Source organism: Halobacillus sp. ACCC02827 (assembly GCF_030291935.1).
Lineage (GTDB): Bacteria > Bacillota > Bacilli > Bacillales > Halobacillaceae > Halobacillus.
The window spans coordinates 1,863,919-1,876,523 of sequence record NZ_CP128168.1; the positions used below are offsets into that span (position 1 = coordinate 1,863,919).

General features: G+C 44.9%; 13 protein-coding genes and 1 other RNA gene. 2 read left to right on the forward strand and 12 right to left on the reverse strand.

The window, feature by feature from the left end:
- The 3 genes from QRD89_RS09905 to QRD89_RS09915 form a co-directional block, all read right to left on the reverse strand.
- Window positions 1-300 carry a DUF6123 family protein gene (locus tag QRD89_RS09905; RefSeq protein WP_008640573.1) on the reverse strand — a complete coding sequence of 100 codons (300 nt, stop codon included), beginning with the start codon at window positions 298-300 and terminating at the stop codon, window positions 1-3.
- A 316-nt stretch (window positions 301-616) separates the two neighbouring features.
- Window positions 617-1,129, reverse strand: coding sequence for an isoprenylcysteine carboxyl methyltransferase family protein (locus QRD89_RS09910; RefSeq protein WP_026577380.1), 513 nt, complete (start codon window positions 1,127-1,129; stop codon window positions 617-619).
- Window position 1,130: 1 nt separating this feature from the next.
- Window positions 1,131-2,216 (reverse strand): type III polyketide synthase, encoded by a 1,086-nt coding sequence (locus QRD89_RS09915; protein WP_026577379.1) that lies wholly within the window; start codon window positions 2,214-2,216, stop codon window positions 1,131-1,133.
- 216 nt (window positions 2,217-2,432) lie between these two features.
- Between QRD89_RS09915 and QRD89_RS09920 the strand changes: the two genes are divergently transcribed.
- Window positions 2,433-2,975, forward strand: coding sequence for a hypothetical protein (locus QRD89_RS09920; protein ID WP_008640578.1), 543 nt, complete (start codon window positions 2,433-2,435; stop codon window positions 2,973-2,975).
- Between the two features lie 42 nt (window positions 2,976-3,017).
- Here QRD89_RS09920 and QRD89_RS09925 read toward each other — a convergent pair whose 3' ends face one another.
- The 7 genes from QRD89_RS09925 to QRD89_RS09955 all read right to left on the reverse strand — a co-directional run bounded on the left by QRD89_RS09925 (window position 3,018) and on the right by QRD89_RS09955 (window position 8,325).
- Window positions 3,018-4,508: a carboxypeptidase M32 gene (locus QRD89_RS09925; RefSeq protein ID WP_286095163.1), complete on the reverse strand. Its 1,491-nt coding sequence runs from the start codon at window positions 4,506-4,508 to the stop codon at window positions 3,018-3,020.
- A gap of 15 nt (window positions 4,509-4,523) precedes the next feature.
- Complete coding sequence (locus tag QRD89_RS09930; protein ID WP_286095164.1) at window positions 4,524-5,660, reverse strand: THUMP domain-containing class I SAM-dependent RNA methyltransferase; 1,137 nt, start codon at window positions 5,658-5,660, stop codon at window positions 4,524-4,526.
- Window positions 5,661-5,761: 101 nt separating this feature from the next.
- Window positions 5,762-6,140, reverse strand: an RNA gene (gene rnpB / locus QRD89_RS09935) — RNase P RNA component class B.
- Window positions 6,141-6,225: 85 nt separating this feature from the next.
- Window positions 6,226-6,534, reverse strand: coding sequence for a cell division regulator GpsB (gpsB, locus tag QRD89_RS09940; RefSeq protein WP_008638483.1), 309 nt, complete (start codon window positions 6,532-6,534; stop codon window positions 6,226-6,228).
- 81 nt (window positions 6,535-6,615) lie between these two features.
- Entirely contained in the window at window positions 6,616-7,182 is a 567-nt protein-coding gene (locus QRD89_RS09945) for an SLOG family protein (RefSeq protein WP_286095165.1), read from the reverse strand.
- A 97-nt stretch (window positions 7,183-7,279) separates the two neighbouring features.
- Complete coding sequence (locus tag QRD89_RS09950; RefSeq protein ID WP_026577376.1) at window positions 7,280-7,771, reverse strand: CotD family spore coat protein; 492 nt, start codon at window positions 7,769-7,771, stop codon at window positions 7,280-7,282.
- 152 nt (window positions 7,772-7,923) lie between these two features.
- The gene (locus QRD89_RS09955) at window positions 7,924-8,325 is read right to left on the reverse strand and encodes a cytidine deaminase (RefSeq protein WP_026577375.1); all 402 of its coding nucleotides are present in this window, start codon (window positions 8,323-8,325) and stop codon (window positions 7,924-7,926) included.
- 176 nt (window positions 8,326-8,501) lie between these two features.
- On the opposite strand from QRD89_RS09955, the gene QRD89_RS09960 reads away from it, so the two are divergent.
- A complete protein-coding gene (locus QRD89_RS09960; protein WP_286095168.1) occupies window positions 8,502-11,570 on the forward strand; it encodes an efflux RND transporter permease subunit in 3,069 nt (1,022 codons plus the stop codon).
- 39 nt (window positions 11,571-11,609) lie between these two features.
- Here QRD89_RS09960 and QRD89_RS09965 read toward each other — a convergent pair whose 3' ends face one another.
- Both QRD89_RS09965 and QRD89_RS09970 read right to left on the reverse strand, forming a co-directional pair.
- Complete coding sequence (locus QRD89_RS09965) at window positions 11,610-11,960, reverse strand: YppE family protein (RefSeq protein WP_008638489.1); 351 nt, start codon at window positions 11,958-11,960, stop codon at window positions 11,610-11,612.
- Window positions 11,961-12,015: 55 nt separating this feature from the next.
- Window positions 12,016-12,282, reverse strand: coding sequence for a hypothetical protein (locus tag QRD89_RS09970; RefSeq protein ID WP_026577373.1), 267 nt, complete (start codon window positions 12,280-12,282; stop codon window positions 12,016-12,018).
- Window positions 12,283-12,605: the final 323 nt, after the last annotated feature.

The following is a 12,605-nucleotide window of genomic DNA, read 5'->3' on the forward strand; positions in this document are numbered from 1 at the left end:
TCAGACTCTTTTTTTTGCAGCTGACCCGCCGACGGAGAGCCGCTGATCAATGTGCCTGTAGGCGTGACGCTTTGTACGGATGGACGGGGCAGCAATTAATTCTAAAATACTGATATAAAAGCTTGGATCGAAATTTTGTTGGACTTTCAGAGTGGTTCGTACAGCTATGATCGTCTTCCACTCGGAGGCATTGGTGGAATTCTTTCCAAAATAAATGAAGCGTACGTCTTCATCACTCAATTTGAAGCCCTTCGACCATAGATCTTCTAAGAAATAAGCGAGTGCATGCTTCTTCTCCATAATTCGCTCCTTTTCTTCCTGGAAATCACTATCCTTTGTATTCGTTCGACAATTTCTCTTTTCTTTCTACCAATCATAACAAAAAATAAAAGCCAAGTGGGAATCACCTGGCTGAAATAATTTGATCCTATTCATCTTTTTTATGATTAGATGCAGGCGGTATGGGCCGACCCTTCCACTCAGCCAATACCGACCGTGCGGGCTGAAAACCAATTTCCGATAATAAGGAACACCATCCCACTTCGCACCTCCCTCATTGAAAGTGTTTTCCTTAGTGGGTTAGAAATACAGTGGATCCAATGCCTGGCTGTAATAGTTACACACGCTCCCGTAGAGCCCTTTCTTCCGCGGGAATCCTCACCTGTAAAACAAGCAGGTGGAGAAATGGAAATACGAGAGCTGTTACATACGCTTGAAAAAGGACGGGAATGACGAGCAGTTCAAAAAAGACAATCACGTAATTCGGGTGTTTGATGTACCTGTACAGACCTCTGTTAATTGGTTCTTCGTCCGGCAGTACGATAATTCTGGTGTTCCACCTCTTTCCGAGCGTCCCTATACACCAAATCCGGAGCGCTTGTAAGACGATGAACGACAAAAGTGCTGTAAAGAACAGCGGTCCCGGCTCCGGAGCAGGGGTAAGGAGAAAATCTCCAAGCAGGGAAAGAAAGAATAACGTATGAAGAATCAGAAATAAAAAGTAATGATCCTTCCCCCATTCTTTGGCTCCCCGTTCCATCATCCACTCCCTGTTCCGGTCCGCTATTTGAAGCTCTGCCAATCGCTGAACGACTAAGAAGATAAGAATCAACCATAGAAGCAGTTCCATCTTACACCCACTCCAAACTGACGATTTCCGAACTGAATCCAGGTCCAAGGGAAGCCATAAGGGACTTCACCCCCTTATGCGGTCGATCCTGCAGAACCCGGTCTAGGACGAAGTGAACGGTCGGGGAAGACATGTTCCCATGTCGGGCAAGGACTTCAGAAGAATGGCGTAAAACGCTTGGATCCAATCCGAAAATCTCTTGATAGCTCTCCAGAACTTTTCTTCCGCCGGGATGCGCAATCAAAAATGGCAGCTCCTCCACTCTCCAACCGTTCCGATCCAATACTTCCTTTGCATGTCCACTCCAAAAATCTCTAACCAATTTCGGAATGCTTTTATTAAAAATAACTTCAAATCCGGTATCTACAATACGCCAGCCCATCACATCCGTACTATGCTTCTTCGTCTTTGAATCGAATCCGGTTATCTTTGGAACAGAACCTCTCCTCTTCTCATTTAATGTTGAAGCGTCCCCGGTCAAGAGAACTGCAGAAGCTCCGTCACCAAAAAGTGCGGTTCCTACGAAGTTGCTCACCCGTGGGTCTTTCCTTTGAAAAGTAAGGCTGCAAAGCTCCACACAAATAACAAGGACGTTCCCTTCCGGGTTACCAAGCAGCCATTCGTACGCCTTCCCCACCCCGCTCGTCCCTCCTGCACAGCCGAGTCCGAACAGCGGAGTCCGCTTTACATTTTCCCTCATCCCCATTTCGTTCATGATATAGGTATCGAGCGTCGGCGTTGCTATCCCCGTTGAAGAAACGAATAAGATATGGTCAATCTCCGAGGGAATTACCTTATCCTTCAACAATTCCTTGTTATTCAGACACTTCTCAACCGCACCGATCGAATAACGGAGTGCTTTATCCTGGTATATCTCGTTCCTTTCCTTTAATCCATGCGAGGTACGGAACCAGTCGAGAGGCTGAGAAAATTGCCGCTCGGAAATATGAGCGTTCTCAAAAATAGGAAGCAATCGTTTCTTCTCATGGGGTTTCAACGGGAAAAGGTCATCGATCATATCCTGTACCGTACTCTGTTTGGCAGAGTAATCCGCTTCCTGAATACCACTTGTTAGTATGTAAGGCATGTTCTTCCGCCTCCTTTTTTCCTTATCATCTGCAAAAAGGAGAAAAACATTCCATTATTCTTCATTCCTGCGTAAAACTAAGAAAGACCCACCTCTAAAAGTAAAAAATAAATATTAGAATAATCAGTATAGTTTAACATTTTAGCAAATTCTTTACATTTTACTCCGTCTCCCTTAAAATGGAATTTGCTATACATATAGAAAGGGGTAGGTCACATGAAGAAATGGTTATTGGCTTTGGGCTTGACCAGTGCCATCGTCGTTGCAGGCTGCAGCTCGGACGACGAATCGGCAGAAGAAAACACGGATCAGACAGAACAAACAGATGAGAAATCCGGCGATGAACAAGACGCTAAAAAAGCCGTCATCGATGCGCAGATGAACATGAAGGACACGTTCCATCCTTATCAAGAAAAGATCACCGCTTATCAAACAGCAGCATCCGCGGAAGAACCGGATGCCGAAGCAGTGAAAGCTGCCGGTGAAGAAGCAAAAACAGCGGCTGATGAAGCAGCTGAGGCCGCTACTGGTTTTGAAGTAGAAGCGGATGTATCCGATGAGGTGAAGACACAGATTGAAGAAGCTGTTCCATCCCTGCAAGCGTACTACGAAGAAGTATCCAAGGCTCTCGATGAGAGCATCGAAGAAGCAGACTTCACAGCAGCCGATGAAAAAGCAGCAGAATTCAATGAAAAGATCGGAAAAGTATTTGAAGATGCTGGACTTGCAGCACCTGATATGATGAAAGAACTTTCCTAAAAACACACCCCCTGGTGCATCTGAGCACCAGGGGGTTTTTATTCAAAATTGATATATATGTTTATATTTGGTTTCGAGATAACGGAGCAGGTAGTCCGGATTAAGTCCTTCTCCTGTGACTTCCGTCAAAATTTCCAGCGGTTTTTTCATTTTTCCATGCCGGTGGATCTTTTCCTTCAGCCATTCCTTAATTATTCGAAAATCGCCTTCCCGAACAGCTTTGTCAACGTCGATTTCTTCTCTCATTTGCGCATCGAATTGAGCAGCGTACATATACCCAAGTGCATAGGATGGGAAATAACCAAAATCACCGCCGGACCAGTGAATATCCTGAAGGACTCCTTCCGCATCTGTATCCGGTCTTACACCGAGGTACTCTTCCATTTTGTCATTCCAGCGCGAAGGGAGATCTTTCGCATCCATATCACCGGCGATAAGGGCTTTTTCCAGCTCATAACGAATCATAATATGAAGGCAGTAAGTCAGCTCATCCGCTTCAATTCGGATAAGCGATGGTTTCACTTCGTTGACGGCAGCAAAGAACGAGTTAAGGGAAAGTTCGCGGAAATTATCCGGGGCATACGTTTGAAATAGCGGATAGTGATTTTCCCAGAACTGTTCACTGCGGGCGATGAAATTCTCCCAAAACAATGATTGAGATTCATGGATCCCCATGGACGTGCCTGTAGCAAGGGGTGTGAAAGATAGATCCTCAGAAATATTTTGCTCATAAAGGGCGTGTCCGCCTTCATGGATTGTTCCGAAAACAGCCGTTCGGAAGTCGCTCTCATCGTACTTGGTCGTTACCCGTACGTCGTTCACGTTCAATCCGATGGCGAAAGGGTGAACGGTCTCATCCAAGCGTCCTGCATCGAAATCATAACCCATCCGCTTCAAAATTTCTTTACTGAACGCCGTTTGTTGACCTTTAGGAAAATGCCCTTTCAATACAGAAGGATCAGGTTGGGCCGGAGCTTCTTTCACACGACCGAGCAGTTCTGTCAACGCTTTTCTTATCTTTGGAAATACTTGATCCAGCAGTTCCACCGTCACTCCGGGTTCATAATTGTGCAACAACGCGTTATAACGATGTCCATTATAACCCCAATAGTCAGCGAAGGTACGATTGAATTCTACGAGCTTCTCTAAGTACGGGAGAAAACCTGCAAAGTCATTCTGTGCTTTTGCTTCGGACCACTTTGATTCTGACTTTGACTGCAGGGTGACGTAAGCCCGATACTCATCTTTTGGAATTTTAGCTGTTTTATTATACGTTTCCTCCGCCTCTTCCAGGCATTTGATCACAACAGGGTCTGAAACATTCCCTTTAAGCTTATCGATGCAGTTCCGCATTGCTTCGGAGGTTTGAATTTCATGGACTTTCTGCGCAAGAACACCGAGGACTTCCGAGCGGTTATCCATCGCTTTTTTCGGGGCTTTTGTCCGCATATCCCATGCAATTAAACCAATCGCTTCCCCGTAGGAAGTTTGTTCCCTTAATAAATCCATGAACTCATTCACTGTTTCCTTCATCCCGCGACCTCTCCTTTATCGATTTCTTTTACCGAAATACTGATAATAGTCCGTCTTGATGAATCCGTTAAAAAGCTTCCGTCTCTTTGTAGCCGGCTTTCCATAAAGCTTTTCAAAACCTTCATGGGAAGTAAGGATGTACACGCTCCATGATGGATGATCACGCATGATCGAACCGAGATCCCGGTACATCTGTTCTACCTGCTCCTTCTCTCCCATCCGTTCTCCATAAGGAGGGTTGGAGACAATATATCCATCTTCCTGCTTAGGAGAGAGATCACTCATCTGCATTTGTTTCCACGTGATTAGATCACCCAGTCCTGCCTCCATTGCATTCTCTTTGGCGATATCTATCATCTTCGGATCGATATCGGAGCCTGTAATGGAAAGGGGTTGATCGTAGTTCGCCGCTTCTTCAGCTTCCTGAAAAGCATCATCCCATGCTTTCTGCGGGATAAAGTCCCATCCTTCAGAAGCGAATTCCCTGTTGAAGCCAGGTGCGATATTCTGCCCGATCAGCGCCGCTTCAATGGCAATCGTACCTGAACCACAGAAAGGATCTACAAAGGGTTTATCCGGGTGCCAGTTAGTAATTTGAACGAGAGCAGCAGCAAGGGTCTCTTTAAGGGGAGCTTCCCCCTGACCTGCTCGATAACCGCGTTTATGCAGCCCACTCCCGGAGGTGTCCAATGTGAGAAGAACCTCATCTTTATGAATAGCGACCTCCGTCCGGTAAAAGGCACCCGTTTCCTTCATCCAAGAAGAAACTCCATGCTTTTGTTTTAAACGGTCGACCATTGCTTTCTTAACGATCGATTGACAGTCCGGAACACTGTAGAGCTTGGACTTGACGGATTTACCTATGACAGGAAATTCTCCGTCTTCCGGTATGAATTGTTCCCATGGCAATGCTTTCGTCTGTTCGAACAAGTCATCGAATGTAGTTGCTTTGAATCTCCCAACAAGAAGCTTGACACGATCAGCTGTACGAAGCCATAGGTTCGCACGTGGGATTGCGCTTACATCCGCTTCGAAAATAACGCGTCCGTTCTCCACCGTTACTTCGTCATATCCGAGATCCTTTACTTCTTTTGCTACAATTGCTTCCAAACCCATGGCTGCAGTTGCAATCAGTGTGATTTTCTTTTGCAAGTGATTACCTCCTTTAGTTATGTATGAACAGTAAAAAACCCTCCTAAAAAGCAGCGGCTTTTCAGAAGGGTGTATTGTCATCATAAAGCGACCTTTGAATACTCTGTAAGCCATGTTCTGTTCCATAGTACTGCAGACGGTGGTCAACCTCGTACTCCGGTGGCAATCATCTATCTGCCGTCTTACAACGACCTCTCCTTCCGTTTGATTCCTTCCAGAGAGTGCCCCTACCTATATTTGGGTTGCTCGCTCGCGGGGTTTACCTCGTTCCACCCGGCGTATTTCTACGACGGCTCCGTCACTGTGGCACTTTCAAGGTATTCCTTCCTTATCCGAAGACTTAGGAAGTTTCCCTGCCGTTAGTTCAAAAAGAACTACCTTGACTTATGGTTTCGTCAAGCACGAACACTACAGACATTTCAGCCTGTGCGAGCATGGACTTTCCTCTGCATGTAGGACATGCAGCGATTACCCGAGTATTCAAATGTTTGGTTGTGACGTTCATAAGTGACGCACTTGACAAAGTATAGCAGATATTACTCTGTTTGTCATTGGTAATCTTGCATCAATCAGCGTATTTGTTGCCAAAAACCGCTTTTTCCAAATTGGAAACTCGTTTCAAAATATCATAGTTGACTTGGTGATTACCTGTATTGCTTTGTCTTTGGCGGGGCGCCTGTTCTCTTGATGAGAGCTTCTTCAAGCGTTCGTTTTCCTGTTGTAGACGCTCAATTTCCTGTTGAAATCGATCGTAATCCTGAATGATAAGGTCCAAATACTCATCGACCTCTTCCTGGTTGTACCCCCGCATGGAGGTCTTGAAATCTTTCTCCAGTATGGCCTTGCCTGTCAAGTGATATTCTTCTGAATTCATTATCATTTCACCTCTGTTCAGCACATTATATATATTTTTTCAAAAGGTTGGCCAAATGTCAATTTGACTTTATGGAAAGTTTCATTGATTCCAGTAATCCGGATCGCTCATACGCCTTTCCTCTACCGTTTCTTCAAGGTCCAGGGGAGTAATGTAAAGAATTTGATAATCTTTTGTTTCTTTATACTTTTCCGCCGTTTTAAGGAAATAATCAGGACTCCCCTTCGTATCTTCATCGTAAAGAACGAGGCAGCCGTCCGAGTGCTCAACCAGAAACTGGTCTCTGGCACGGAACTGATATGGTCCGTCATATCCTTTCTGGTAGAGGGGGCGGAAGAAGTCTGCCAGCATCGTCACTTCTTCATACACTTGCTGAAGATCTTCCGGCCAGCGCTCCTGCTGATTTTCGAACGGCGGGAGGATTCCAAGCCTAATATTATAGCCCTCCTCCTTCAAATCCAGAACAACCTCTGCTGTCCACAGTTCCACACCCATTTGTCCGGAGTGGATCACCCACTCCAGCCCCTCTTCCATATAGGCTAACAATCGTTTACGTATCGTTTCTTTCACAAATTCAATTTTATGGTCGTTGGCTTTAAATATACCAATTTCCATCGGTTTGTATCCTGTGACGACGACAGTCTTCATTATGTACCCTCCTGCATCCGTGTAACCTTTCTCTATTTTAATACGGATATTGGGAAAAATAAAACAAGCCCCGGGTCCCGAGGCTTATTTTATTCTGTTATTCCATTTCAGGACCCATCATCATCGGCATTTGGTTCATCATCGGCATTTGGCCCTGACCCATCATTTGCTGCGGCATTTGACCGCCCTGACCCATCATCGGCATTTGATTCATCATCGGCATTTGGCCTTCCTGACCCATCATCTGCTGAGGCATCATCGGCATCTGCCCTTGACCGCCCATAGGCATCTGCCCCATATCCTGGTTCATATACTCCATCCAGTTATAGTCTGGAGATGACCCTTGCGGATAAGCGAACTCTTGAGTTTGGAAACTGTTCTGTTCGGATACCATATAAGGGAAGTAATGGAAATTATTTAACAAATGATGATTTTGGACAAGCACGTGAGTCGGATGAATATAATCCTGATTTTCTACGAAGTGGTTATCTACCACACATTGTTGAACGGGACATACGATAGGTCGACGGTTGCACGCAGGTTGAGCAGCAGGACCGCAACCGCAGGAACCTTGCATTGAATGATGCATACAGCTTTCACTCCTTGTTCTGTTATTCCTTATCAGCGTATGTCATCATTCCTGAGAACGTACTGGGCGATATCACCATCTATTCCTATTTTATGCTGTGTCCCTTCCTTTTTCCATACAAAAAAAGGGTGCTCACACACCCTTTTGCATCATTATTCTCCGGTTAGATCGGTGGACTGGAACGAAAACGGCAGAATCTCGTCCATTGTAAACGTCTTCGTTTCGCCTCTTAGGTTCGTCGTATAAATCGTAGTATCGGTTGTAAAGAATTCGCTCATTACTTGACGACAGGAACCGCATGGCGGTACCGGACGCTTTGTATCAGCGGCGACAGCCAGTGCCTGAAACCTGCTGTGACCTTCCGACACAGCTTTGAAAATGGCAACCCTTTCTGCACAGCAGCTGACAGGATATGCCGCATTCTCAATATTACAACCTGTGTAGACACTGCCGTCTTCTGTAATTAAAGCAGCACCTACAGGAAATTTCGAATAAGGAACATAGGCATGTTCTCTGATTTTTTTCGCTTCTTCGATCAACTGTGTATGATCCACGTTATCCCCTCCCTTAATATGGGAACGTAATTATATATAAATTTTCTGAATTTGTAAAGCGATTACAAAATAAGGGCTCAGCACATCGGCAGGTTAAATAGTTGACACCTGTGTCAGAAAAAAGTTTATACTTAGAATGCATCATATAAAACATAGATTTGGGAGGGAAAAACAAGGTGAAATCTATCCTTACTTACAAAAAGATTGTATGGGTGTTCATAGCGCTTCTCGTTTTCACGGGAATTTTCACTTATCTACAGCTTCCGAAAAGGGAAATTCCGGAGATCAACGTTAATGTAGCATCCATATCGACTGTATATCCCGGGGCAACACCGGAAGAAGTGGAAAGGACCATCACGAATCCTGTGGAAGAAGAACTTCTTTCCATTGAAGGTGTCGATGAAGTAACTTCCGCCTCCACTGCCGGCTTCGGTTCTATAACCGTGACCCTGGCCGGGGATGCGGATCGAAACACGGTAAATTCGAAAATCAATCAAGCTGTATCAGACGTTTCCAGAAGTTTTCCTGACGAAGTTCAAGACCCTTCTATTAATACGGACGTATCCGGCTCAGCAGTAGCTTCTTATCATCTGCTCGCGGAAAATACAGAAACTCTTTACGGTCTCCGCGATCAACTGAATGATTGGGAGGAAGAGTTAACATCGATTAACGGTGTGGATTCCATTATGATTAAGGGCCTTCCGGATCAGAAGGTTTCCGTTTCTCTCGATAATGAGCAGCTCGAAGAGAATCAAATTCAACCGTTCAACGTTATTAGTACTATTCAGGAAGAAATCGGTCCTGCAGCCATTGGAACGGAAGAACAGGACAATGAAATCAAACAGCTCATTTTCAACAAATTTAAGAGCGTGGATGAGCTGAATGATCTTGGGGTCGGAACGAACGACCAGGGAGATTCCGTCACATTGTCAGATATAGGCTCCGTATCAGTGGCAAATGAGGATGCGGATGATTTAATTACTTATGATGGTCAATCGGCACTTTCGGTTACGGTAATGGCCGATGAAGGAGTAAACATCTCCTCCGTTCAAGATCAAATCACTGAAAAGTTGGATACCCTGAAAGAAGAGCTTCCAAGCGAGATAACCGTCGATCGTTTTTATACACAAAGTACGATTATCGATGAAGTTTTTAATAACTTAATAACATCCCTTGCTATTTCATTCTTTGCAGTTATCGTCATCATGGTCTTGGGACTTCCATTGTCATCCGCCCTTTTGGTTGCTTTGGCCATCCCCATTTCCATTATCATCGGACTGATTCCGCTGCCTTATGCAGGGGTGGACCTCAATCAAATATCCATAATTGGAATGATTATAGCCATTGGTATCCTTGTTGATGACGCCATTGTCGTTAACGATAACATTCAACGAAGATTCCAGCTTGGAGACGGGCCTTTGGAAGGAACTATTAAGGGTGTACAGGAAGTAGGTAAATCGATCATCACCTCTACGTTGATGATTATTTTCAGCTTCTTCCCGTTAACGTTCATCTCTGGTTCCAACGGCGATTTCATACGTGCCCTTCCTTCTGTACTCATCTTTACCGTCATTGCTTCAACCTTTATCGCATTGACATTCATCCCAACTGTTCAATACGCAAGAAAACGGAACAGTAAGAAGAAGACGAAAGCGAAGACGGGACTGCTTGGCGGCCTGTTCAATGGTATGGAGAAAGTTTATGCAGACAAAATCCTTCCGAAAACAACGAAGAAACCATGGTTAACGACCATATCCGGTCTTGTCCTTTGTCTTCTGCTTGCTTTATTGGCTATCAAAATTCCATTTGAGTTCTTCCCGGCAGCCGACCGCCAGGAAGTTACCATTTCCATCGAGAATCAGCAGGGTACACCTCTCGAGGAGACAAAAAATCAGCTGCAATCTATGGAAGAATACTTGGAAAGCAAGGATGAAAATATTACAGAAACGGCTGTTTATGCCGGATCCGGCCTTCCTAATATCTTTAATTCGGGTCTTCAGCGTTCTGGAGAAAATACCGGACAGCTGCTCGTTCGTATTGACAGAGAAAAAACGAGCGCATCCGATTTTATTAAGGAATGGGAAGAACCTTTAAGAGAAGAATTTCCAGATTCTGAAATATTCCTGGAAACGATTGTATCCGGACCACCTCCTTCTCCACCAGTTCAAGTGAAGATTCAAGGGCCGGAGCTTTCCCCACTTGTCGAGGAAGCGAAAAAAGCACGGGACCTGCTTTCGGATGTTGAAGGTGCAGAAATCGCGACCGTCAATGCTGGTGAAGGACAGTCCTTTATTGAATATAATCCGGATCGTGAATTACTCAAAGATAATAACATCACGATCGATCAAGTCACATCGCTCATCCAACTGGCAAATACCGGCGTGCCGCTTGGTACTTTCGACAATGGCGTGGAGCGTCTTCCAATAGAAGTGAAAATTGATGACGGAGTGGCGAACGGCGTCGACTTAAGTGCACTTTCCATTGCCGGAAACACGGCAGGCCAATCCGGACCTCCGGAAACTATATCTCTTGAAGACGCGATTTCTACCGAAGAGGTTGAACAAATCGGAGTAATTCCCCACCTTGACGGTACGAGGACGATTACCATCGAGGCCTATCCGGAGGAAGGTAAGGATCAAACGTTCTCTGCTGGAGCAGAAGACGTGATCGCAAAAATCAAAAACGAACTTCCGGAGAACTATTCCCTCGTTGAAACAGGTGAATCAGATGCTACAACAGACTTCTTCGTGGAAGTCGCTAAATTGTTTGTTATCGTCTTGTTCCTTATTTACTTGACGATTGCTATCCAGTTCAATTCCCTGTTGATGCCGCTGCTTATTACAGGAACGGTATTCTTGGCGATTACAGGTGCCATCGTAGGACTGTTTGTATCCGGTGAACCATTGAGCTTCCTTGCAGTTCTCGGTATTGTTTCTTTATCTGGAATCGTAGTAAGGAACTCGGTCATTCTGGTCGAATTCATCGAGCAGAACATTGAAAGGTATGGTTCTATAAGGGAAGCCGCCATCGAGGCAGGAAGGGCGAGAATACGCCCGATTGTTCTGACGTCCCTCACATCGATCGCTGCTCTTGTGCCGATTATCATTACAGGAGACGTATTGTTTAAACCACTCGCGATATCGATTGTCTCGGGTCTGTTGTTCTCGACCATACTAACCTTGTTGCTTGTTCCATCTTTCTATTTGATTATTGCAAAGGTCACGAAAAGAAAGACAGCAGAATAAAATGAAAAGAAGCTCCCATCCGGGAGCTTCTTTTACATATCAATCCATATCTGAAAGGAGCATATCCAGTACATAATGAGAAGACTGGTACAATTCTTTATACCTTTTCCTCTCGACATCCAAATAATAGCTGTGCAAAATAATCATTTCGACATTCTCGTGGGTGGATTTCACCTGATTAGGATGAACTGAGGAATTTCGGTTTTTCACGAATGCTTCCGCGGCCGCCATCCAATTGCTGGTAAGATCAAACAGAGGTGCGGTTTCTTTCTTAACCATTTGAAAAAATTCGTGGCTCCTTCGATCGACAGGACCTTCTGTGTTGAGGAACTTTTGGTGAAGTTGGTCGATCATCTCTTTCATTTCTTCTGTATACGTTCTTATTGACATAGGACTCACCTTTTTACATCTACTTTAGCACGGAAGATAATATAGAAGCAAAAATTTAACCGACCGTCCTTTGTTTCGCTTCTTTAGCAGCTGAAAGAAGGTGTGCCCTTTGTAAAGCAGCGCCTGCACGCTGTCTGTTAACCGTCAACTGCATAACATCTTCCCTGACTTTCTCTATGTCCTTCCGATGGGAGACCGTCATCGAAAAGACGATTTCATCCGTCTTCATAGACAGCCGGCGCTCCAGCAAGGCGAACTTATCACGGATGTTGGACAGCTGCTGTTCGAATTCGACCGGTGTGACGACCTGACTTTTTTTCAAAAGAATCTCCTCCTCATTTCTGGTAATAACATTTTCGCCAGGGAATGCATAAGTCCTTCCCCGTTGACAAGACTAGAACTAAAGCTACAAAACAAGCCACTATCACAAGACCCTTCGACACAAAGGAGGTCATGACCATGGCGAAGAAAAAAGATCAAAAAGCAAAGAAACCGACACCTGCCAAAACGGGAAACCCGAAGCTTGAGGGGGAGAATCGTCCGTCCACCTAAGACGTCAGAGCTGCTGCTATGCTATAGCAGCAGCTTTTTTTCAACGATTCCCCCTTAAAACCTCAACCCTTGACGAATAAATTAGATGGGTTT